The following is a 23574-nucleotide window of genomic DNA, read 5'->3' as shown; positions in this document are numbered from 1 at the left end:
GGGTCAGGTGGTCGCGGGGACGGTCACCACGTCGTCGTCGAAGCGGGTCCAGTCCTGCTGTTCGGACAGGCCGTTGCGGAAGAACCTGCGGACCTTCAGGTCGTAGGAATCCCGCGCCGGATCGACGAAGTCGAACTCGAACACGCCGGTGGTGCCGGGGCCGGTGAAGTCGAAGGCGTCGGCGAACGAAAGGCCGGAGAGCGGATCCTGCGCCCGTGCCTCGACGTGGATGCGCTCAAGGCCCTTGGTGGCGAAGTCGGCCGGTGAGCGCAGGGTCACCGCGCGGTGGCCGCGCAGGTCAGCCCGGACGAAGACGCGTGGCCGCAGCGTGGTCGACCACGGGCCCTCGAACACGGTGGAGTCGCGCATCAGCAGCGTCATCCGGTAGCGGACCAGAGCGGCCCGCGGATCGACCCGGTCCACGACGAACGGCCGGACGACGGGGGTGTCCTCGCTGATCTCCACGGTGTCCTCGGCGTGGACGCCGTGTGCCGCGTCGTCGTAGGAGAAGTCCACCCACGCCCGTTCCACCTGCGTGAAGTCGAGTGCCGACACCACCGTCACCCTGAGCCGCGCCGGGAACGGGTCGGCCACGTCCACCTGGGGCGCGGCCAACGGGGCCGACGGCAGGACGTGGTCCCGCTGGTCCGCGCCCCGGTAGGTGATCTCGGCGAGCACCGGGCCCGCGGGCTCACCCACGAGGAACCTGTGCCAGGTCGCGTCCGGTCGCTGGGCGCTGAGGCGGACGACGTCGTCCTGGCGGATGCGGTGGCCGGGGTCGTCGTAGCGCAGTCGTACGTCGATGTGCGGGTACCGGTCGAACGGGAAGCCGGGGCGGGTCAGCAGGGGGATGGGCTCCTGGGAGAACAGGTCGCGCGGCTCCAGGGCCACCGTGTCGCCAAGGACCTGGACCGGCGGGGATGACAGTCTGCCGGGCCGTTCCCCGCCGTCCGCGGGCACCAGGTCCACGGTGAACGTGAGGTCCACCGGCTGGACCATCGCCCCGCCGGAGAGCGTGGAAGGCCAGCTGAGTTCGTCCTCGGTGTGCTGGGCGTCCAGGCGCACCGTCTTGACGGTGCCGCCGTACGTCGCGGACGCGGTGAGGGCGCGTACGGGGTCGCGGACGAAGTCGGCCTGGGAGACGACCTTGAGCCGGCGGCGCTTGAACCAGGGGTCGTCGGCGTCGACGCTGATGATCAGCCGGTCCGGATCGAGGCCCGCGCCGAACTCCCGGAACAGGCCGCTGAGATGGCCCTGCGGATAGATGGTGCGGCGCACGGTCGTCCGCTCCGACAGGTCCACGTCGAGGCGCTTCTTGTCGACCCGGTTGTAGTGCGTGCGCTTGTAGGTGAACGCGCCGGACGGGGTGCTGCGGCTCGGGGCGAACGCGCTGACCACCTCGCGGGCCCGGTCCCACCCGTCGGGCTCCTCGCGCAGCGGCGCGAGCGAGCTCTCGAAGAACGCGTCGGTGATCATGTCGCGGGCGCGGGCCGCGGCCGCGTCACGGCGCTGGGTGAACGTTCCGGTCTCGTCGTCCTCCGGGATGAACGTGTCGACCTCGTAGACGATCGCGCGCTCCTCCTCGAGGCGCTCCATCACGTCCTGGATCTGCAGCGAGTCGAACAGGCCCTCATGGCCGAAGGACGTGTCCAGGATGTCCTGCACCCGGTCCCAGTCGATGCTGAGCTTGACGTGGTAGGCCGGGCGCAGCGCCAGGTAGTCGAGGCTGTACACGACCCCGATGGGGGAGAGCTCACCGCGCATCGCGCGGTCCAGGATGGTCGTGCCGCGTTCGTCCAGCTCGACGGAGAACGCGGCCCTGTTGTCCCCGTACAGCGAGGGTTTCGCGGCGTGCAGGGCGGTCCGTACGAAGATGGGATCGCCGCCCGCGCCCCCACCGCCCTCGTCGCTGTGACCGAACAGCATCAGCGACACCGACCCGTCGATGACCGGCAGCGGCGACACCAGCGGAGTCTGCGACAGGCCGGACAAGCTCTTCAACGCGGCTGTCACGTCCGCCTGTTCGGCCGCGGTCATGCCCAGGTGCACGTCGAAGTCGGCGAAGCCGCCGCTGAGGGTCTCCGACCGGAACTTGATGAGCTGGAACGACGGCACCTCCATGGCGCCGTCCGCGCGGGTCACGAAGCGCGGTGCCAGCGGCATGGAGTAGAACTGCCGGGGGTCGGCGTGGTCACCGAGGATCAGCTTGTCGTCGATCCGGTAGTACGGGGGCTTCTCCTGGAGCATGTGCGCGGCCCTCTCAGGCGGGGTTCTCGAGGATGAGGACCTCGTCGGTGCCGGTGCCCTGGGTGTGGTGGGGGGTGCCGCCGTCGAGCGGGAAGTAGTCGGCCTGCCACTCGTAGCGCTTCAACGTCCGGTCCAGGACGACCCGTTCGTACGTCTTCTCCGTGTCGCCCTTGCGGAAGACGAAGGTCTGCGTGTCGTCGATCTGGTTGCCGGGGTCGGTGTAGTGGAGCGTCACCTTCGCCAGCTTGGTGGCCGTCCAGTCGACGAGGTCGGGCACCACGGTGACCGTCAGGGTGTCCGAGGCGGGGCCCACGAGCAGCAGGGAGCCGGTGAGCGTCTGCTCGCCCGAGTCCTTGTCACTGCCGTCGCGGAACGTGGTGACGGTGCGCCAGACGACCTTTCCGCCCCGCTCGTCGATCACCGGGAAGCGCCAGTCCAGGAACCGCTTGTCCTTCGACAGCGCGACCGATTCGGTCTGCCGGTAGCCGTTGACCTGGTCGTCGTAGGACAGGTCCAGGAAGATGGTGTCCACCGACCGTTCGAAGTCGCCCCGGGTGCGCACCTGGACCGTGCGGTTGGCGGAGAACGGGTCGTCCACGTAGAACCGCTGGCCGGTCAGGGCGCTCAGGTTCCTGACGAACTCGCGGCCGTCCTGCATGAAGTACTTGACCGACCCGCCGTAGGGCTGCACGGGCTGGAGCAGCACCTCCTTGATGGCCAGCTTGGTCGTCTGCGCGTCGATCTGGAAGCGCTGGACGAGCGGCGCGCCGTTCACCGCCGGGTGCTCCAGGGTCAGCACGGCCCGCTTGACCTGGTCGAAGTTCATGTCGCCGAGCTCCACGTCGACCAGCCAAAGGCCCAGCTCGTCGATGTTGATGATCAGGTCGGTGGTGGTGTCGGTGACCCACGGCGAGGTGAACGTCCGGCTCTCGCCGACGTAGTTGACCACGTACTGGTACGTGAACTCGGTCGATCCGCCGTCGATGAACGCCGTGAACTTGCCCACGTCCTCGGGCCCCCGGAACGTGAACGTCTGGATGCCGTGCCGCGCGGTGTGCGGAGGGTAGTCGATCTTCACTTCGACGCTGAAGATCGGCAGTTCCGCGAAGTCGGCGTTGACCAGGATGTTCAGGTTGAGCTGGCGGAAGAACGGATCGTCGGTGTCCACCTCCTGCATGTAATCCGGCCAGTTGTAGCCCTGGCTGGGCAGGGACTGCATGTTGCCCTGGGGGTACACGTCGATGCCGAACACCTGGTTCCGGCTGACCTCGATCCGCACGTCGGCGATCTTGTTGGTGGTGACCGAGCGGTGGATGTTCTCGAAGTCCTCGTCGCGGATCTTGGAGAAGTCGCGGTTCTCCGGCGGGATCGTCTCCAGCAGGTTCCGCTTGACCGCGTCGTCGAGCTGCTGGCCGACCGAGGCCTCCAGCGCGGTCAGCATCTTGGCGACCTCGGGGTCGTTGGTCTCCAGGGCGCCGGGATCGGTGCGCACGATACGGGACTCGGAGTTGACGAAGAGCTCGGAGACCGTCTCGCTGAAGTCGTCCTCGGACCAGAAGTTCTCCTCGAAGTCCACGTCCTGGACGAAGCTGTAGAACTTCTGGGCGGTCCAGGTGCCGGTCACCGTGACCGGCGGCATCCGGCCCGCGAAGCGCAGGTGGTACACGACCCGGACGCCCCCGGCGCCCTGGCCGCTCATCGCCGCCTCGAAGACGGGCACGCCCAGCTGGCTCAGCTCGGCGGAGATCGCCACGACGTTGTTGCCGTACATCGACGGTGTCCCGGCGTGGTTGACCTTCTGCACCAGCGCGCCGCTGCTCGCCAGGATGTCCACGACGACATCCGCCTTGGTGACCGTGGGCTTGGAGAGGGTGACCTGCTCGGGTGCGACCGGTGGGGCGCCTGGCCCGCGGCGCGCGGTGACGTGCTGGGCGAACCGCACCCGGACGGCCTGGTCCTGTTCCGGGGTCAGGGACAGCTCGACGTCCATGAAGACCAGCCCGGCCCCGACGTCGCCGTTGGGCATCGGCCTGGTCGTGCGGTACTTGAGGAACTTGAACACGGCCTTGCCGCCGGTGTCTCTGCGCAGCACCACGTTCTTGGGCAGGACGTAGCCCAGCGTGTCGTCACTGTCGTCCAGGTAGACGGTGGCCTCGGGGAGGTCCAGGGCTCCGAGGAACTGCAGCATGTCGATCTCCTCAGTCGTGTGAGTCGTGTGAGTCGCGTCAGCCGTGTCAGTCGTGGGGGGTGTCGATGAGTGCGGCGATGTCCCGGGTCCGGCGGACGGGCCGCCCGGAGACGGTCAGCTCGGCGACGAGTGCCATCCACCCCGCCGTCCCGCCAAGGGCGGCCCGGGCCGCGGTGCGCCGGTCGCCGTCGAGCGACGCGGACAGGGCGGTGGTCCAGGGCGGGATGCCGGAGCTGGTGCCCTCGGCGACAGCCGTCCAGACGCCGTCCGGTGACTTCGTCTCGACGCTGACCCGGGTGACCCGGACCTCGGCCGGGTGGATGTCGATGCCGGGTCCCAGGCCGCGCCGGACCGCGTCCCGTCGCTCGTCCGGCAGGTCGATGCGGCTGGTGACCTGCAGGAACGAGGCCGGGCCCGCGTCGATGAGACTGATGGCGTTCGGGTGGTCGAGGAACGGCCCGGGCGGGACGTAGGTCCAGCTGCCCGGCCGGTCGGGATCGGGCCGCAGCTCGATGCCGTCCACGACGATCGGCGGGTCGACGTCGATGACGAGGAAGTCCCGGGGAGCCACCGGGGCGGACCAGTCCGCCGAGCCGGTCCGCCAGAGCACACCCGGCTGGAACGGTGAGGTCGCCGTCCAGCGGATGTCCGCCTGCGGCCGGTCGGCGTCGAGGCGTACGGTCCCCGGCTCCGCCTCGCCGCCCTCCGGTCGCCACTGCACGGTCAGCGGGCCGCTCACCGGTGCGTGCCGCAGCCGGGCCAGGTGGGTGCCGAAGCCGGGCAGCGTGGCCGGGTCCAGCTCGATCCGCCGCCGGTCCACCGGCACCTGGACCGCCTGGCCGGGGCCGAGCGGCCGTACCGTGATCGTCGCCGGGGGGTCGTTCTCCGTGACCGGGACAGCGAGCACGGGGCCCGCGGCGTCCACCCGCCCGAGTGTCGTGCCACCGGCCGTGCGCACCTCGGCGACGGCGAGGGCGGTGAGCGCGCGGGTGGCGCGGACCACGGTCAAGGGGACGGGGAACGCGTCGGGGGCGAGCGTCAGGAGGGTGGTGTGCGCGGGCCGCCAGGGGCCTTCCAGCTCGCCGATGCCGTCAAGGACCGCCCGCAGGCGTACCTCGCCCTTGAGCCGTTCCCCGGGCGCGAGGGTGATCGTCGTGGAGGTCACGCCGCCGGGTGCGGTCAGGGGCACGCTCGCGGTGACCTCCTGGGGCCGCGCGGCGGTCGGCGGGACCCGTAGGTCGGCGAGGAGCAGGGCGAGGCCCGCCACCGGGGCGGGCAGGTTCGCCGCGAACGTCACCGCGGTCCGGCCGGTGGGCAGTGCGGGCGCGTCGACCTCGCGGACGTAGCGCTCCGGATCGCTGGCGGCCAGCGCGCGGGCCGCCGCGTCGAGGTCGAGGGTGAGGACCTGGTCCATGTCGACGGCCGTGGCGTCGGCCAGGTCCAGGGTGAGGGCGGCCGCCGGGACCTGGTCGAGGAGCCGGTGCAGCGGCCTGGCGACCGGCTCCGGCCGGGACACGGCGGGCCGCAGCCGCAGGGCGAGCGCCGCCGCCCGGTCGGGTTGCGAGGGGGCGCCGAACACGGCCTCGTCGAGGGCGGCGGTGAGGCTGTCGAAGGGGACCGTCGCCCCTGGGCCGAAGCGCCTGGTCAAGGTGGCGAGCAGGGCCTGGGGATCGACGGTCGCCCGCAGCGGCAGCGTCGGCGCGACGGCCTGGAAGGTGAGCCGCAGCGCCGCGTCCACCGGCACGGTTCCCTCGCGCACCAGGCGGGCGGCCAACACCGCGGGATCGGCGGGGAGTTCGGCGACGACCCGCGTGGTGGTCAGCGTGTGCGGGCCCAGGGCGAGGGGCGGGGCCAGCGCCGCGCCGGGGGTACCGAACCTGGCGGACACCTCCAGGACTCCGCGCAGCGGTTCGGCCGCCGAAAGGAGCAGAGGGGTTCCGCTGGTGGCGGCGACGTCACCGGCTTCGGTCAAGGGGGTCCCGACGGCGAACCCCGCCTCGATCCGGCCGCTGGCCTTGAGCCCTTGGCGCAGGAGGGTGACAAGGAGGGCGACGCCGCCCTCCGGCAGGGGCTCCAGGGTGAGCGCGGAGGGCAGGAGCACCCCGAGGCCGAGACGGTCACGTGCCTGGTAGGCGGCGCCCGGCAGGGTGTCGAGGGGTCGGCCGAGATCCGGGAGGCCGGTGAGCTGCGTCATGGCGTCGGCACCGACCGCACCGGCACGAGGATGGTCGCGGACGTCTGTCTCCACGCGCTCTCCCCGACGCCGCCGCTCTGCCACCAGGTCTCGGTCCGGTAGCGCAGCGGCGGCACCGGTACACCGGTCAGCAGCGGCTGGATCGGCGTACGCACGGTGGTCGCCGCCGCCAGCTCCGACTCGGTCAGCCGTACCGTGCCGCCGTTCTCCACCATCACGACGAACGCGGCCACCCGGTCCGCGGGCCGGTCCGGGGCGGTGAACATCGACGCCACCGCCTCCACCTGGATCTTCCGGGTGAGCTGCGGGTTGGCCGTGCGGTCGAAGACCCGGTCCCACACGGCTTGCCGGTCGGGCTCCGTCACCACACCGCTCTGGTCGAGGACGATCCGGTCGGGTCCGCCCGCGGGCAGCGTCTCGCCGGGCACCAGAACGATCTCCGCCCGCTCTGCCGCGGCCAGCCTGCGGCCTGCCGCAAGGCCGTCGACGCGCAGCGGCACCTCCCGCTCACCGAGTACGGCGCTCACGCCGAGCCGGTCGACGCGGGCCGGGCTCTCGGTGTCGTTGGCGAGGGTGCCGGTGATCCGGTCCGGCTGCACGTCACCGAGGGTGAGGCTGAGGGCGTCGCCCACCATGTTCTCCAGGCGCAGCTCCAGCGGAATGTCCTCGGGCTGGTCGCCGCCCGCTCCGATGCGCACCTCGCCGCGCAGCAGGCTGAGCGAGGAGCCGAGCAGCGCTTCGTAGACGAGCCGGAAGTCGTCGTACTTCAGCGTCTCGGCGTGTGTCACGCCCAGCTCCAGGTCGATCAGCGCGCCGGGCCGGTACGTCAGCGCCGAGGGCGCGGCGCCGCCCTCGGGCAGGGCGAGCCGGAGCACGGGCTGTGCCTCCGACAGCACCTCCAGGCGGACCGGGGCGGTCGCCCCGTCGGTCCTGGCCCGCTCCTCCAGGGTCGGACGGGCCTGCTGCAGCCTTCGTGGGTCGGTCACGGCGCGGGCGAAGAACTCCGCCGTGATCCGGATGTCCTCCTCGCTCTCGGCGTCGGCGGCACGCACCCGCAGCGCGGGCCCGGTGGGGGTCCGGGCCAGCAGGAACCGGTCGGGTACGAAGTAGAACTGCTCGGGGCGGACCGGGTCCTGCCAGTAGGGGTGTCCGCGTCCGTTGAAGGAGATCCGCAGCCGCCGCATCGGGGACACCGGGCCCGCCGCGCCGCCGAGCCGCTCCAGCTGGGCCGCGGAGAGCACCAGGGGCGTCGGCGGTGAGACGTAGTCGAGCCGCAGGACCTGTTCCAGATAGCCGATCTCGCCGGTCTGTTCGAACCGGTAGTCGGTGGGGACTCCCACGGCGATCCTGCGGATCACCACCAGGTTCACGTGGTGACGCGGCGACGACATCGCCGCCAGGAGCTGTTCGCGCAGCCCCGGGGCGGTGAGGGGCATCTCGGCGATCACCCGCGGGCCGTCCCAGGTGACCTTGGTGAACTCCAGCTCGTGCGTCATCTCGCCGCCGCCTCCGGTCACCGGCAGCAGGTAGGTGAGCGCGACGACGATGGAGTGCGACAGCGTGCCGATGCCCCATCCCGCCGAGGGCGGAATGGTCATCAAGGTCACCAGGAGGGTGTCCACGCCCTCGCGGTCGGTGATGCTGATCCGGGGTTCGTCGGCCTCGCCGACCCGGTCGTAGACCAGCACGTAGCCGGGCAGGGCCAACCGGAGCTGGCCGTCCGGGCTCTCGAAGACGTCGCTGTCGGTGGGGGCGGCGTTCGGCGCGACCGGCACGGTCAGCTCGGCCCGGCGCAGGTACGGGAACGGTTCGAAGACGAGGTCCGGGTGCCACCGCTTGATCTTCGGTCCGGCCCACGTGGGAAGCAGGTCCTTCGGCACGATCCGCGGGCGCGGGGGCACCGGTTGGGGACCCGGCCGACGAAAGGGGGCCCGGAAGACATCGCGGAACCGCAGCCCGTCCGGCGGGTCGACGAACTCGTCGCTCACGTCCACCACACCTTCGTCCCGCCACGGGATCCGCCGCTCCGATTTCCGCAAGTCGGACTTGCAGAAATTTAAGGCCATTTCTCAACATACAGCGCACGGGCGTGGGGTGCCCGGTGACATGGTGAGGAAGACCCCTTTAGGGGAATGGGCGGTGTCGGGGGAGGCGAACGGGGCGCCAGAGCTTCGGTGTTGCTCCAGGTGCTGCCCGGACCATTGACACGCAACGGACCGTTGACACGCAAGGGGTTCGATTCCGCGGCCCGTCCGAAGCTCTGGTCGTTGATCGTGATACTCGCCAGTAGTTCGAGGGTTTCGCCAGGAGGCCCGCGGGATCGCGCCTACTGCCGAGCAGCCGCCCGGCAGGTCAGGTCCTTGGCGGGGAGCCTGCCCGTGGTCAGGTAGAGCGTGGTGCTCCTGTCCGCGCAGGAGTTGGTGCCGTGGACGATGTGCCCCTCTCCTCCGGCGACCGTGACCATCCGGGAGCCGCGCAGGGCCCGGTGCAGGGCCAGGGCGGCGGCCAGGGGCGTCTGGGAGTCCCACTCGTTCTGCACGATCAGCGCTCTGCCGCTGTTGTTGACCGTGGTCGCGGGCTCGCTGCCGGGCGTCCAGAAGGCGCACGGCTTGATGGTGGACGCGAAGTCGCCGTACAGCGGATACCGGGCCTTGTCGCGGATGGCGTCGCGGCGGTACCGCTCGGGATCGCGTGGCCACGACGCACGGGTGTCGGCGCACAAGATGGCCCAGGTGCTCGCGGTCCCGTTGTCCGGGGGAACGTCGCGGGCGAACGCCGACGGGGCGGGAGCCGGGGCCGACCGGGGCGTGCCAGACGGGTCCGGCCTCCCGCGCGCGGCCGCCCGCTTCAGCCCGGCGACCCATGCGGCGGCCTTCCGGACGCGGAAGAACGTGGCGCGCCCGGCGCGGATGCCGTCCCCGGTGAGGAGAGTCCCGTTGTCGTCGATGGGCCTGCGGTCGGCCCGGGCGACCAGGTCCCAGAAGGTCGCGCGGACCTCGGCCGGGGTGCGGCCCAGGTGGTACGTCGTGTGCCGCCGGGCGGTCCACTCGCTCCACCGCGTGAAGGCGGGCTCGGTCGCCCGCGCCATGCTCAGGAACATGCCCCGCCCGTACCGCGCCGGGTCCGCCGCGCTGTCCAGTACGAACCGGTCGGCGCGCCGGGGGAACATCCGCGCGTAGACGGCGCCGAGGTAGGTGCCGTACGAGAAGCCCAGGTAGGAGATCTTCTCCTCGCCCAGCACGGCACGGATGACGTCCATGTCGCGCGCGGTGTTGCGGGTGGTGAGGTGCCGCAGCCTGTCGCCCTGCCGGGCCCGGCACTTGGCGGCCACCGCGCGTGCCCACCGCACGTCCTTGGCGAAGGTCTCGGCCCGGTACGCGGGCTCCGCGTCCTGCTCCTCGCGCGTCAGACCGCAGCCGACGGGGGAGCTCTGGCCGACCCCCCTCGGGTCGAATCCGATGAGGTCGTACTGCCTCTTCACGGCCCGGGAGAGGCTCAGCTCCGGCCCGACCGGCAGATTCAGTCCCGGCCCGCCGGGGCCGCCGGGGTTGAGCAGCAGAACACCGCGACGCTCCTGCGCGCTGCCCGCCCTCAGCCGGGATATCGCGATGCCGATGCTTTTGCCGTCGGGATCGGCGTAGTCCAGGGGCACTTGGACGGTCGCGCACTGAAAGGCGGCGGGGTTTTTCGCGTGGCAGCGCTGCCAATGGGGCTTCTGGCGCGTGTATTTCCGCAGCGTGTCCTTGGACGCGGAGGCTCGAGCCAAGGAAGGCGAAGAAGCCGGGGGAAAGGTCGTTTGGGGTGTCAGCGTTGAGATGAAAGTCGCCGCGATGCCTATGGCCAGGAAGGCAGCTGATCGCCCATTTCGCAGATTTCGCACAGTGGTCCTCGTCCTCGTCCTCGTCCTCGTCGCCGGTTGCCGGTCACTCACCGGAGAGCTGCTGGCGGACGCACTGCGTGTACTGGTGGAAGCTGTCGGGCTGGTAGCACTCCTGTGTCTGGTTGGCGTACCAGGCCATGAAGACGACGACCAGTACGGCCACCACGATCGCCAGGGCCGACGCCACCAGGCCGGCGATGGCCTTGCCCCGGCCAGTACCGGCTGGTCCCGCCTTCGCCAGGGCGACGATGCTCAGGACCAGGCCGATCACGCCGAGCACACCGCCGATGAAGAAGACCGAGGTGCTCAGGCTGATGATGCCGAGGACCACGGCGGGCCCGGCCGCGCCGTTCCGGCCGGCCGGGGGCCGTACGGCAGGGGTGGAGCCCAGCGGGCCGGGGAAATACGGGTCCGCCGTGTGATTCGGCTGCGTCGACATGGTCTGTGTCCCCCGCGTGTTCAACGGCTGCGTGTTCATCAGCTGTCCTCCGGTCAACTGGGCAGGCCACGATCCTGACTTCCGGAGCCCGGTACGCACATCGCGGTAAGGCGGGAAAAGGGCCTCCCTCGATCGGGGGAGGCCCTCGGAGAGACACCCGGTGATACTGGTCGACTCATGATCAGGGGAATCCGGCCGCTGCTGAGCGGCTCCACGTATTCGGGCACGCTGTTCGCCTATTGCGGCGCATTGGCGAGCCTGCCGCTGCTGCCCGCGCACTGCTGAGCGGACTGCTGCTCTTCGAGGGCCTGTCCCTGCCGCTCGACGCCGAGGCGGGGCTGAGTCTCTTCGGCCGGTCGGTGCGGGTGGACGGGGCCTGGAGCGGGGTGGCGGCGCGGGCCGCCTTGCGCAGCATCGAGGAGTCGTCCCGGGCCGCGTACCGAATCCTCCAGGAGGGTCTGACGAACGCGTTGCGGCACGGGACGGGCGGGCCGATCAAGGTCCGGGTGGCGGTCGCGCCGGACGGGCTGGAGCTGGGTGTGGTCAATGAGGCGAGCGCGGGCCCGGGCTCGGGGGCCTTCCCGACGTCCGGGCACGGCCTGCCCGGCCTCGCCGAGCGGGTGCGGCCGCTGCATGGCGCGTTCGAGGCCGGGCCGGACGGGCCGCGGCACTGGCGGCTTGCGGTCCGGCTGCCGGTAGGGAGGTCGACATGACCGGCTCCGAGGCGGACCCAGCCGCCATGACGGTCGCCAGCTCGGCCCCGCGGCCACGCTAGTGCTGCATCAGCCCATGTCCGCCCTGTAGTGACTCAGATCGGCGATGGCGCAGGTCTCGACGAACTCGACGTCGGAAATCCGCCAGCATGCTCGCGGCCGTGCGGTCGAGAATCCGCTCATGATCGCTGAAACGCAGGGAATCCTTATCCGGCATCGCGGGCATGAACCGCAGGTCCATCCCACCGCCTACGTCGCCCCGACGGCCACGCTGGTCGGTGATGTCCGCGTGGGGCCAAGGGCGCGGGTGATGTACGGCGCGGTGCTCGATGCCGAGGGGTCCCGGATCGAGGTCGGGGAGGCGGCGGTGATCTGCGAGAACGCGGTGCTGCGCGGGTCTGCGGTCGCCGGTGATCAGCCGGTGCTCGTAGGCGACCACGTTTTCGTGGGGCCGCATGCCACGCTGCTGGGCTGTGAGGTCGGCAGGTGCGTCTACGTGGCGACCGCGGCGACGGTCCTGCAATGCGCGCGGTTGGGGGCCGGATCCGTGGTCGCTGTCGGCGCGCTCGTCCATGCGCGCACCGTTGTGCCGGACGAGTACTTCGTGCCGCCGCACACCGTGGCGCTTGGCGCGCCGGTGCGGCTGCTGGCCGCTGGCGATCCGGGCCTGGCCGAGGCCGTCGGCCGGGTGGGCTTCGCGCAGGTGGCGTTCGGTGTCGAGGCGGAGTGGACCGACCGCATCAACCGGTACGAGCACATCGCGGAGGTACGCGTCGCCGAGTTCGGCGCGCATGCGGACGACGAGGTTCTGAGATCCGGATCGCGATCGTGCTCGACCACTTCTCCCCAGCCTGACCACGCTCAATAGACCGCCCACATCGCCCACATCACCCGGGCCCCTAGTACCGGGCCCCTAGTCCCGGCTCACATTCACCCGCCCCCCACTCGCCAGCTCCGGAGTCAGGTCGACCTGGACCTGATGGGTGGCCTGCCGGTCGACGTTGCCGCCGAGTTCGGCCGTCACCACGCCGATGCGGATTCCGCCGCGCCCCGTTCCGGAGTGGTGGACCTGGACGGTGAAGGTGAGGCTCACGTTCTCCACGGTGAAGCCCAGGTCCTCGCCCTGGCTCTCCAGGCGGGCCGCCTCCAGCTCGCCCCTGATCTGACGGATCACATCGGCCAGTCCCACGAACCCCGGTTCGTTCGACAACTCGCCTCCCCAGAAGGCCCGTTGATCTCGTATCGCATCAGTATGCGACAGGGGCAGGCGCCCGTATAGTTGCGAAGTATGGCTGCTGGCGGGGGAGTCCAAGCCGCCTCGTCGACGGAGACGCCGAGCTGGGCCGTGCGGATCCGAGGCGCTGACGGGGAGATCGCGGGGGCCGGCATACTGCTGAGCCCCGACCAGGTCCTCACCTGTGCCCATGTGGTGGACCGGGCGGCGGCCCGGGTCACCGCGGAGTTCGTGGGCGCCGCCGGCCACCGCGTGCCCGCGGTCACCGCCTGGGTGGACGGGGACGCGTACGCACCGGAGACACGGGACGCGGACGGCGACCCCAGCGGGGATGTCGCGCTGCTGCGCCTCGAGCGGCCCCGGCCCGTCGAGGAGGCGGTCCGGCTGCACCGGCTCTCCGCGCCGGGCCGCGCGGTGCGGATGTACGGCTTCCCGTACGACCACAACGGCGGCATCTGGTTCCGCGCCACCGTCGTCGGCGGCTGCGGACGCGACGGGCAGGTGCAGCTCAGCCCCACCAGCCCCGGCGAACTGGCCAGCCCCGGCTGCAGCGGCGCGGGCGTCGCCGACAGCGCCACCGGTGAGGTCATCGGCATGGTGCTCACCGGGCAGAAGGACCAGCACGGCAACCGGTTCTCCTTCATGAGCCCCGCCGAGACAGTGGTCCGGCACCTGCCCCAGGTCGAGCCGTTCCTCGAGGGGCCCACCGCCGTCGACGACCGGCTGCGCTCCACCGAGGACGACGCCGCGGAGGCGCTGCTCGACGAGCCGTTCGCCCAGCGTCTCGCCGCCTGGCTCCGGGACGACGGCCGACAGGTGAAGATCAGCGTCGTCCGGCACGTCGACGCCGCCCGCGGTGCCACGCTGCGCCGCGCCATCACCCTCGCCGACCGGGAGTTACGCACCGCGGCATCCGTCGGCCGTGCCTCCCTCGACCCGCCGGGCACCGTCCCGTCGGCAGGCGGCCACGATCTCGCCGTGCACGCGGGCGGACTCACCTCCGCGGAGATCGCCGAGCGGATCGCCGAACGCATGGGCCTGTGGCCGGGGCCCGGGGACTCGGTCCTCGACCGGATCCGGGCCGCGAAGGTCACCCTCAACCTGGTCGTGGTCGGCGTCGACGAGGCACTCGACCCGCCCGCCCTGCTCGACCTCCTTGAGGTGCTGCACGCCGGGGGCAGCAGGCTGCTGCTGGTCTTCCGCACGACGGACAGCTGCTATCACCGCGCCCGCCGCGAACTCCTCGTGCGGCCCGCGCGCGAGCGCGGGGAACGGCTCGTCGCACGGCTGCGAGAGATCACCGGGCCGCTCGCCGGGGCCCTGAGCGAACGCCGGGCGGCCGTGGTGCCGTACGGCGTCCGGCCCGTCGACTCGGACCTGGTGGCCGCCCACGCCGCCCTGGCCGACCTGCTCCGGGCGGAAGGCCGCGCCCCGGACCGCGATCCAGCCCCCGACCGCGGCCCCGACCTGGCCCGCTACGAGCGCCTCGCGGAACGCGTCGCCGCCCGCCTCACCCGCCACCTCGCCCGGCTCGACCGCCTGCGCGAACGCCGCGACGAACTCGCGGGCCGCCTGCGCAGCTACCACGTCCTGCACCAGCACGCCATCCAAGGCGAGGAGGACCCGGCGGTGGACGCCCTCTATCTCCGGGCACACGACCTGCTCCAGGCCCGCCCCTGCGACGTACCCGCGGCCGAGGCGGCGGTCGACGCCTACACCCACCACGTCGACACCCACCGCGGCCGCCCCGGCCAGGACAGAGGCCCGGCATGAGCGGGACCGCCTGCGTCCGAGCCGACTGCCAGGGCGGCTCGATCATGGTGACCGGGTTCTGCGACACCTGCCTGCGGCGGGCCGTCGCCCCCGACCCTCCGGCGCCGGACGCGCCGGAACGGGACGCCGAGGAGAGCGGGACACCGACCGGTACGGGCGAGGGCGCGCGGCTTCCCTCCGGGCCGACCGCCGGTGAACTGGACCGCGACGGGCTCCTCGTGCTGCCGCATCTGCCCGCCCCGGAGCCCTCGGAGGCCGCCGACACCGCGGCCCGGCCGCCCACCGGGGGCAGACGCTGCGGGGTCGACAACTGCCCGGGCACGATCGGGGTCTCCTACGACGGCGGCCCGGCACCGGACCACGGCTACTGCCCGGGGTGCGGCACGGAGTACTCCTTCCACCCGAAACTGAACCCCGGCGACCGGATCGCCGGGCACTACGAGGTGCTCGGCTATCTCGCGGTCGGCGGCCACGGCTGGGTCTACCTCGCCGAGGACACCCGCGTGCCCGGCCTGCGGGTCGTCCTCAAAGGCCTGATCAACACCGGGGACGCCGTGGCCCGGCGGGCCGCCGTCGAGGAACGCCGCTCGCTCACCACGCTGCACCACCGGGACATCGTCCGCATCGTGACGTACGTACAGCACCAGGCGCCCGGCGACAGCGAGCCGACCGGCTACATCGTGATGGAGTACGTCGGCGGCCGCTCCCTCGCCTGGATCCGGTTCGCCGCGGAAGAGGACCTGGCCCGGCTCTTCGGGCCCGGCGGCTTCGCGTTCGGGCACGTCATCACGTACGGCTGCAAGATCCTCGGCGCCTTGGAGTACCTGCACGAGCAGGGGCTGCTCTACTGCGACATGAAGCCCGAGAACGTCATCCACTACGGCCGCGAGATCAAGGTCATCGACCTGGGTGCCATCCGCCGGATCGACGACCGCTCCTCCGGCCTTGTGTACACCCTCGGCTACGCCCCGCCGAAGCAGGAACGCGACGCGCGCGGCCTCGACGTCGACAGCGACCTGTACGCCGTCGGCCGCACCCTGAAGGTCCTCGCCGAGCGGGCCGGTACGCCCGCCGGTCTCGCCGCCCGCTCCTTCGACGCGCTGATCCGCCGCGCCACCCACCCCGAACCCGCCGCCCGCTTCAGCTCGGCCGCCGCCATGGCCCGCCAGCTGTGGGAGGTGCTGCGCGAGCACCAGGCGCTGAGCGGCCACGAGCCGTATCCGGAGCGGTCCACCCGGTTCGAGCCGACCGCCGCGCTCTTCGGCGCCGCCCTCGGCACGGTCCCCGCGCTTGAGCACTTCACCCACCGCCCCGCGACCGCCCCGCCCGAGCTGCCCGTCGGAGCTCCCGACCCCCGGGAGACCGCCCGCGCCCTGCCCGTGCCCCTCCCCGACGCCGACGACGCCGCCGCCGTACTGCTCGGCGGACTCGCCGCCGACACCCCCGACCGCATCGCCGCGCGGGCGGAAAGCGACCCGGCGCTGCGCACCGCGGAGACGGCGCTGTGGCTGTGCCGCGCCTATCTGGAGGCGGGGGACGCCGACCGGGCCGCGGCGTGGGTGCGGACGGCCAAGGAGCGCGGCGGCGACTACGACTGGCGGATCTTCTGGCACCAGGGCCTCGTCCATCTGACCCGGGGCCAAGTGGAGTCGGCGGAGAGCGAGTTCGTGGCCGCCTACGCCGCCCTGCCGGGCGAGGCCGCGCCGAAGCTGGCCCTCGGATACTGCGCCGAGTACCTGGCCGAGCGGCTGCGGGACCCGGCCGGGCAGGAGGCCACGACACCCGGGTCCGGGTCGGCCCTGGCCCGGATGCGGCGCGCCGAGGCCCGCGAACGGCAGGCCGAGGAGTACTACGAGGCCGTACGGCGCCGGGACCGCACCCAGGGCAGCGCCGCCTTCGGGCTCGCCCGCGTCCAGCTGCGCCGCGGCGACCGGCACCGGGCCGTCGCCGTCCTGGACGAGGTGCCGACCACGTCGCGGCACTACGACGCCGCGCGCGTCGCCGCGATCCGGGTCCTCGCCGGGCGGCTTCCCGGCGGATCGGCGCCCGGCGCCGCCGAGTTGCGCGAGGCGGCCGAACGCCTCGCGGGGCTGCACCTGGACGGCAGCGGCTCCTGGGACCGCCTGGCCACCGAACTGAGAGAGCACGCGCTCGGCTGCCGTCCGCCCGACGGCTGGGGGAGCGGCCTGCCCACCGGCGAGCTGTTCGGCCCGGCGGACACCGAGGAGGCGCTGGCCGACCTGCTGTCCCGGTCGCTGAAGCGGCTCGCGGACCAGGCGGGCAGCGTCGGTGAGCGCGGCGACCTGCTCGACCGGGCGTACGCGGTGCTCCCCGAGCCGGTCGCCGTCCGCGATCTGCTGCGGGTCCGACGACGTACGGCGTGAGCGAGCGGCGGCGAGGGCGACCGACGACGAGGTCGAGGAGGCGCACGGACATGGTGGAGACAGGAGCGCCGGGGGCGGGCGGGGCGGCCGGGCAGGTCACCGTCGGCCTCGAGGTCAGCCAGTGGAAGTACCTCTCCGGCGAGGCGAGCGACCCGCAGATGCACGCCATCCTCAGCGTGCGCGTGGACGGCGCTGAGGGCGGCGGCCCGGTGCTCGCGCAGGTCCTCGCCCTGGACTGCTCCAGCTCGATGACCTGGCCGCCGGAGAAGCTGCACGCCGCCCAGGAGGCGGCCGTCGCCGCGATCCGCGAACTGCCCGACGGCACGCCGTTCGCGGTGGTGCGGGGCAACGAGCGGGCGACCATGGTGTACCCCGACACCCCGAACATGGCCCGCGCCTCGGACGAGACCCGGGAGCGCGCGCAGCGGGCGGTGCACGGCCTGGTCGCGGGCGGCGGCACCTGCATCGGCGCCTGGCTGGACCTCGCCCGCTGGCTGCTGACCGAACAGGACGCCCCCATCGGGCACGTCCTGCTGCTCACCGACGGAAAGAACCAGCACGACGAGCAGATGCCGCTGGCGGGCGTCCTGGAGGCGTGCACCGGCCGGTTCGTCTGCGACGCGTGGGGGATCGGCGACGGCTGGGACGCCCGCGAACTCCTCGGCATCACCCGCCGACTGCACGGCTCCGCCGCCTCGGTGCGGGAGGCGCGGGCCCTTCCCGCGGCGTACGAGAAGCTGGTGGCCCGTCTGCTCACCAAGACCGTCCCCGAGCTGGCGATCACGGTGACCCTGATGCCCGGGGCCGAGGTGCGCTACCTCAAGCAGGTCTTCCCGACCGAGGCGGAGCTGACCCCCGAGGACGGGACCGGGCGGTTCGTCACCCGTGCCTGGGGCGACGAGACCCGCCGCTACCAGCTGTGCCTGTCCGCCGACCCGGGCGGGCGCCCGCGCCGCGAGGACCTGCAGCTCGCCGTCGTCGCCGTCGACGTGCCCGGCGCGCGGGGGGCACGGCTGCCGACGCCGCAGCCCTGCCTGGTGCACTGGACCGACAACCCGGCCCTGTCCCGGCACACCGACGCTCAGGTCGAGCACTTCGAGCAGCACCAGCGGCTCGGCGAGGCCGTCGCCGCCGCGACCGACGCCCACCGCCGCGGCGAACGCGACCTCGCCGAGCACCAGCTGGGCCGGGCGGCGCAGCTGGCCCAGGCGATGGGCGCCGACGAGCAGCTGGACCGCCTCGCCCTGCTGGTGCGGATCGACGACGCGAGCACCGGACGGGTCACCCTGCGCCCCGACGTCACGGCCGTCGACTTCGAGCACCTGATCACCGCCAGCAGCCACAGCAGCTACGGCCCCGCGTCCGGCACCGGCGGCGACGACGCGGCCGAGGGCACGGCCGCCAGGGGGCCGGGCCGGGCCACCGTGCCCTGCCCGGCCTGCTCCCACCAGGCACCGGCGGCGGCCCGGTTCTGCCCCTCCTGCGGGCATCGCTTCGAGGCCCGGCCGTGAGCACCACCGGCCGGGACCTGCGGCGAAGACTCAGGCTGCTCCTTGCCCTCGGGGCCGCCACCACCCTCGTGCTGTTCCTCGCCTACCGGGGCGTGCACGACGACACCGTGCCGCTGTCGTCGTCGAGCACCCCCGGGATACTGGCCGTCGACACCGCGCAGAGCGCGATGCGCAAGGCCCACGAGGCGGTCCGCGACAGCGGGCCCGAGGGCGACATGAGCGGTGAGTTCCACACCCAGACCTCGGTCGCCCACCAGAGCCTCGCGCTCGCCGCCTCGGAGAACGTCACCGGCCGCGAGGGCCGCCACGACCTGCAGACCATCACCGGTCTGATCGCCGTGTACTCCGGCTGGGTGGAGCGCTGGGGCCAGGAGCCGGACGACTCCCCGCTGCGCGCGGCCTACCTGTTCTACGCCGAGCAGGTGCTCGGCCTCCAGGCAGAACCCGGCGCCGACGGCGACATCATGAGCCGCCTCGACGCCCTGCGCGGCCGACAGCTCGACGAGGCCGGACAGCAGGCGGCCTTCCCGTGGGAGCTGTGGCTCGGCTGGAGCACGGTCGCCGTGCTGTACGTCGCGCTGTGCGCCGCGCTCCTTGAGACCCAGCGGTACGTACGGCGTCGCTTCCGGCGGCCGGTCCAGGTGCGGCTGCTCGCCGCGACCGTCGTGTGCGCGGTCGGTGTGCCGCTCCTCGCGTGGGTGACCTTCGAGGCGCACGGCGCGATGACCGACTCCGTCGCCGCGATCCGCGTACCGAAGGACAACCCGGACGACGTCCCCGAGGTCGCGGAGCAGGTGCGCGACGCGCTGACGCACGCCGGGCTCTGGGCGTCGCTGTCGGACTTCGTACTGTTGGGAGGGGCTGTGGTGATGGCGTTGACGGCGTGGGGGCTGTGGCCGCGGATCGCCGAGTACCGGTTCAGGGCGCCGCGATGAGGACCGGGACGCGTACGGGGATGCGTACGGGGATGAGCGCCGTGCCGCGCCGCGCTCGTCCCCGTACCCTCTCCGTCTTCGTCATCTGCCTGGTCCTGCTCGGCGCGGGTGTGGTCGCCGGGGTGCGCTGGGCGCGGGACGCGACGGGCTCCGTCACCCTGCTCGCCAACTGGAGCGGCGCGGAGCGCGAGGAGTTCGAGGAGGACGTCATCGAGCCGTTCGAAAGGAAGTACCGGATCGACGTCGCCTACCAGGGCAGTTCCGCACTCAGCCAGGTCCTCGCCGCCGACATGGCGGCCGGGAACCCACCCGACGTGGCGATCCTGCCGGGACCGGGCGAACTGCTGTCCTACGCGGTCGACGGCAGGCTCAAGCCCTTGGACGGCCTGTTCGACGCCCGGCAGTACGACGGCATCTGGGCGCCCGAGGTGACGGTCCCGGGCCGGGGCAGCCACTCCTACTGGCTCCCCGTCAAGATCGGCCTCAAGAGCATGGTGTGGTACGAGGGCCAGCGGCCCGACGTACGGTCGGCGGGCACGCCCGAACGGTGGTGCCTGGGCATGGAGTCCGGCGCGACCTCCGGCTGGCCGGGCACCGACTGGGTGGAGGACATCCTGCTCCAGCAGGCCGGACCCCGGCTGTACGAGGACTGGGCCAACGGCGAACTCCCCTGGACCCACAACGCCGTACGCAAGGCCTGGACCACCTTCGGCGAACTGGTCGGCGCCGGTGGGAACCGCCGTGTCGAGCAGGCTCTGACCACCGGCTTCGGCGCGGACTGCGGCCCTGGCCGCCTGGAGCACCAGGGCTCCTTCCGCGCCGACCACTGGCAGCGGGCGGGCGGCTCTTACGTCCACTCCGCCGACGTCGTCCCCGACGCGGCCCTGGGCGCCGGGGCCTGGGAGGTCTCCGGCGACCTCGCGGCCCTGCTCAACCCCTCGCCGGAGGCCGAACAGCTCATCCGCTACCTGGCCGACCCCGACACGGCACTGCCGGGGACCACCGCCAACAAGGAGGCCGCGCCGGACGGTCCACCGGACAGCACGGAGCGGGAGATCGGAGAGAGCCTGCGCGAACCGGGGAAGCTCCGCTGCTGGGACGCCTCCGACGCCATGCCCCGCACCACCCGTGACGCCTTCCACCAGGCGGTGCTGCGCTTCCTCGTCGCCCCGACGCAACTGGAGGCCCGGCTGACGGAACTGGAGGCGGTGCGCGCCGAGCAGGACCTGCCGGTGTGCGGTGACGGGTGACCTGCCTCTCGTACTCCAGTCAGATGAGCGTCGGCGCCGAGCCCTTGGCGGCGTGGTCGACCGCTGCCGCGGCCAGCGCCTGGATGATCGGGTGGGGCCGGGTGCCGTCTCCCGCGAGCTCCGGCTGGAACAAGGTGGCGAGGAAGAACGGGTGGTCCGGCAGCTCGGCGATGCGCACCTCGCCCGCCTCGTCGGCGCCGCTGAAGCGCAGTCCGTGCGCACGCAGCACATCCAGATAGGCCGGGCTGGGGCCGTACGAGCAGTGGTACCGCTCGACGGTCCGCTCGGCTCCCAGGACGCGCTCCGCCAACGATCCCGCCTCTACGTTGACCGCGCCTTCGTGACCGACCAGGGAGCATGCCAGCGGGACGATCAGCAAGTCGTCCGCCTCCGGCTGGTTCTCCGCGTGGTCAACACCGGAGAGCCCGCACACGTCGCGCGCGAACTCCAGGACCGCGTGCTGGAAGCCACCACAGGTACCCAGAAACGGGATCCCCCGCTCACGCGCGGTGCGCACCGCCGCGATCGCCCCGGCTTCACTGCGGTACGGGCTGCCGGGCACCAACCAGATGGCATCGAATCCGATGAGGGCGTCGGCGGATTCCGCGTCCTGTGTCGGGATCCAGTACGCGTCCAGGACCAGCTGGTCGCGCTGGGTGAGTGCGTCGAGAAGGCCGGGGATACGGGCGTGGGCTCGCACGCTGGGCGAGCGGTCGCCCACCAGGGCGACACGGGCTGTCGACATGTTCAAGGTCTCAGGCATGCGGACATCCTGTCCCGGCGACCGAGTCCAGCACCAACGATGATCTGTGGCCCTTCCATTAGCGATACTGATGGGCATGGATCCGCACCTTCTCCGCACGTTCGTCGCCGTGGCACGCTGCGGTTCCTTCTCCGAGGCGGCCCGCGAACTGGGCTACACGCAGTCGGCGGTGTCCCAGCACATCGCCGCGCTCGAAAGCGACCTCGGGGCAGTCCTGCTGCGGCGGCGCCCGGTCTCTCCCACAGGCGTCGGCGCCCGGCTGCTGGAGCACGCCGGGCCGCTGCTGCTGCGGCTGGACGCCGCCCGCGCGGACATCGCGCGCCTGACCGCGGCACCCGCCGCCCGCATCGTCATCGGCGTCTCCCCGCTGGCCATGACGCCACAGCTCACCGGAACACTCGCCGACATGCGCCAAAAGCAGCCCCTTTGGAATGTGACGGTGCGTGTCCTTGGCCGCGAGGCCATCGTTCGCGAAGTCGCGAGCGCAGCCCTGGACCTCGGCCTGGTCGATGGCATGGCCGCTCCCAACGACCCACTCCACCTCCCCGACGTCGGCCCACTCACGGCGATGGCCATCACTGAGCAGCCGCTGGCTCTCGCGCTGCCCGCTCAGCACCCGCTGGCCGGCCGGGCCAGCCTCCGCCTGGTTGATCTCGCCGACGCCCGATGGATCGACGCACCCGACACGGCCATCCCGCTGGCGCAGTTGAGCACCGCGAGCGGAACCGGCGGCTACCGGGCATCCCTGCGCTACGAAGGAACCGACGTGCGCGGACTCCTCGCCCTGACCGCCGCCGGACAGGGACTCGCCCTACTGCCCCAGTCAACGATCGCCAACACGCCCGGCATCAACGCCGTCCCCCTCTCCGCACCACGACTGGTACACCGCACCGAGGCCCTGCACAGCAGCACGCTGGACGGTCCCCCCGCGCTCCTCGCCGCAGCCCTCACGGCGGCCACCGAATGACGGGCCCGCGCTTCAGCCCCTCGTCCAGTGACGGAGTTTCTCGGGGTTGCGTACGACCCAGATGTGCTGGATCCGATCGCCCGTGACCTCGAACGCGAACACGGTCACCACGGCGCCGTCCTGCTCGGCCACCACACCAGGTCGGCCGTTGACCGTGCGTTCTAGGAAGGCCATGGTGGTGGGCCTGCGGCGGGCGATCTCGATCCAGGCGCGGGCGATCCGCTCACCGCCTTCGATGGGGTGCGGGAAGGTGGTGGCCAGGCCGCCGCCGTCGGCGATGGCGGTGGCGTCGGGGTCGAGCAGAGCGATCAGGGCGTTGATGTCCTGTGCCTCCCAGGCCCGCTTGAAGTCCCTGATGACACGGGCGCTCTGGGCCACCGACGACGCGGTGGCGGAAGGCCGCGCGGCCCGGACGCGGCGGCGGGCCGAGGAGGCCAGCTGGCGGCATGCTGCCGGGGTGCGGCCGACGATCTCGGCCACTTCCGCGAAGGAGTGGCAGAAGACATCGTGCAGGATGAACGCGACGCGTTCGGCCGGGGTCATCGATTCGAGTAAGACCAGGAAGGCCAGGCTGACCGACTCGTCCAGGGTGATCCGGTCGGCCGGGTCGGCGGCGGCGCCCACGCGTCCGTTGGCCCACTCCGTGGGCCCGGGCAGCGGCTCGGGGATCCACGCGCCCACGTAGGTCTCCCGCCTGGCCCGTGCCGAGCCGAGCAGGTTGAGACAGATCCGGCTGGCGACCGTCGTCAGCCAGGCGCCGGGGGACTCGATGGCGTCCTGCCGGGTCCGGGACATGGCGTACCAGCGGGTGTATGTCTCCTGCACGGCGTCCTCGGCCTCGGCCAGCGAACCCAGCATCCGGTACGCGAGGTTGAGCAGCCGACGCCGCTCGCTCATGACCGCGTCCAGGCCCGGGTCGCGCTGGTCGTCCCACACTCGCTCGGATCGGTTGTCCATCGTGTCGAGACTCCCCTTGGCCGCATCTGTTCTACCGGTTCGACAGCACAGCCCGGCGGAATGTCAGGCCGCCGCCTCGGCCTGACATTCCGCCGGGCCGCACTGTCGAACCACTGAAACGAACGTTCCATCCAGCGAA

General features: G+C 72.2%; 17 protein-coding genes. 8 read left to right on the top strand and 9 right to left on the bottom strand.

Translation table 11 applies throughout. The features are described from left to right. Window positions 1-3: 3 nt before the first annotated feature. The 6 genes from AC07A4_RS11860 to AC07A4_RS11835 form a co-directional block, all read right to left on the bottom strand. Entirely contained in the window at window positions 4-2247 is a 2244-nt protein-coding gene (locus tag AC07A4_RS11860; RefSeq protein WP_478596364.1) for a hypothetical protein, read from the bottom strand. A gap of 13 nt (window positions 2248-2260) precedes the next feature. Then, a complete protein-coding gene (locus tag AC07A4_RS11855) occupies window positions 2261-4435 on the bottom strand; it encodes a hypothetical protein (RefSeq protein WP_478596362.1) in 2175 nt (724 codons plus the stop codon). A gap of 46 nt (window positions 4436-4481) precedes the next feature. Beyond that, window positions 4482-6683, bottom strand: coding sequence for a hypothetical protein (locus AC07A4_RS11850; RefSeq protein ID WP_478596360.1), 2202 nt, complete (start codon window positions 6681-6683; stop codon window positions 4482-4484). Further along, complete coding sequence (locus AC07A4_RS11845; protein WP_478596358.1) at window positions 6626-8617, bottom strand: hypothetical protein; 1992 nt, start codon at window positions 8615-8617, stop codon at window positions 6626-6628. Before AC07A4_RS11845 ends, AC07A4_RS11850 begins: the two co-directional genes overlap by 58 nt. A gap of 338 nt (window positions 8618-8955) precedes the next feature. Next, window positions 8956-10500: an alpha/beta fold hydrolase gene (locus AC07A4_RS11840; RefSeq protein ID WP_478597496.1), complete on the bottom strand. Its 1545-nt coding sequence runs from the start codon at window positions 10498-10500 to the stop codon at window positions 8956-8958. Between the two features lie 52 nt (window positions 10501-10552). Beyond that, the gene (locus AC07A4_RS11835) at window positions 10553-10948 is read right to left on the bottom strand and encodes a DUF4190 domain-containing protein (RefSeq protein ID WP_478596356.1); all 396 of its coding nucleotides are present in this window, start codon (window positions 10946-10948) and stop codon (window positions 10553-10555) included. Between the two features lie 239 nt (window positions 10949-11187). Here AC07A4_RS11835 and AC07A4_RS11830 point away from each other — a divergent pair, with 239 nt between their 5' ends. Together AC07A4_RS11830 and AC07A4_RS11825 are read left to right on the top strand one after the other, a co-directional pair. Then, on the top strand, window positions 11188-11661 hold the full coding sequence (locus tag AC07A4_RS11830; RefSeq protein WP_478596354.1) for an ATP-binding protein: 474 nt from the start codon (window positions 11188-11190) through the stop codon (window positions 11659-11661). 106 nt (window positions 11662-11767) lie between these two features. Continuing rightward, window positions 11768-12529, top strand: coding sequence for a gamma carbonic anhydrase family protein (locus AC07A4_RS11825; protein WP_478596352.1), 762 nt, complete (start codon window positions 11768-11770; stop codon window positions 12527-12529). A 45-nt stretch (window positions 12530-12574) separates the two neighbouring features. Here AC07A4_RS11825 and AC07A4_RS11820 read toward each other — a convergent pair whose 3' ends face one another. Next, the gene (locus AC07A4_RS11820; RefSeq protein ID WP_478596349.1) at window positions 12575-12871 is read right to left on the bottom strand and encodes a trypco2 family protein; all 297 of its coding nucleotides are present in this window, start codon (window positions 12869-12871) and stop codon (window positions 12575-12577) included. Window positions 12872-12949: 78 nt separating this feature from the next. On the opposite strand from AC07A4_RS11820, the gene AC07A4_RS11815 reads away from it, so the two are divergent. The 5 genes from AC07A4_RS11815 to AC07A4_RS11795 are packed head-to-tail and all read left to right on the top strand — an operon-like array spanning window position 12950 to window position 20748. Beyond that, on the top strand, window positions 12950-14668 hold the full coding sequence (locus AC07A4_RS11815; protein WP_478596348.1) for a S1 family peptidase: 1719 nt from the start codon (window positions 12950-12952) through the stop codon (window positions 14666-14668). Next, window positions 14665-17052, top strand: coding sequence for a serine/threonine-protein kinase (locus AC07A4_RS11810; RefSeq protein WP_478596346.1), 2388 nt, complete (start codon window positions 14665-14667; stop codon window positions 17050-17052). The genes AC07A4_RS11815 and AC07A4_RS11810 overlap by 4 nt, the downstream gene beginning before the upstream one ends. Window positions 17053-17102: 50 nt before the next feature. Then, window positions 17103-18563 carry a VWA domain-containing protein gene (locus AC07A4_RS11805; RefSeq protein ID WP_478596345.1) on the top strand — a complete coding sequence of 487 codons (1461 nt, stop codon included), beginning with the start codon at window positions 17103-17105 and terminating at the stop codon, window positions 18561-18563. Further along, window positions 18560-19498 (top strand): hypothetical protein, encoded by a 939-nt coding sequence (locus AC07A4_RS11800; protein ID WP_478596343.1) that lies wholly within the window; start codon window positions 18560-18562, stop codon window positions 19496-19498. Before AC07A4_RS11805 ends, AC07A4_RS11800 begins: the two co-directional genes overlap by 4 nt. A gap of 32 nt (window positions 19499-19530) precedes the next feature. After that, complete coding sequence (locus tag AC07A4_RS11795) at window positions 19531-20748, top strand: extracellular solute-binding protein (RefSeq protein WP_478596341.1); 1218 nt, start codon at window positions 19531-19533, stop codon at window positions 20746-20748. Window positions 20749-20767: 19 nt separating this feature from the next. On the opposite strand, the gene AC07A4_RS11790 is transcribed toward AC07A4_RS11795, so the two are convergent. Beyond that, on the bottom strand, window positions 20768-21493 hold the full coding sequence (locus AC07A4_RS11790; protein ID WP_478597493.1) for a CTP synthase C-terminal region-related (seleno)protein: 726 nt from the start codon (window positions 21491-21493) through the stop codon (window positions 20768-20770). A 94-nt stretch (window positions 21494-21587) separates the two neighbouring features. Here AC07A4_RS11790 and AC07A4_RS11785 point away from each other — a divergent pair, with 94 nt between their 5' ends. Next, entirely contained in the window at window positions 21588-22478 is an 891-nt protein-coding gene (locus tag AC07A4_RS11785) for a LysR family transcriptional regulator (RefSeq protein ID WP_478596338.1), read from the top strand. 12 nt (window positions 22479-22490) lie between these two features. Here AC07A4_RS11785 and sigJ read toward each other — a convergent pair whose 3' ends face one another. Further along, window positions 22491-23435, bottom strand: coding sequence for an RNA polymerase sigma factor SigJ (sigJ, locus tag AC07A4_RS11780; protein WP_478596336.1), 945 nt, complete (start codon window positions 23433-23435; stop codon window positions 22491-22493). Window positions 23436-23574: the final 139 nt, after the last annotated feature.

The sequence above is a fragment of the Streptomyces sp. NPDC043996 genome, from assembly GCF_056435225.1.
The sequence above is the reverse complement of the archived record's forward strand: the minus strand, read 5'-3'. Positions and strand labels throughout refer to the sequence as shown.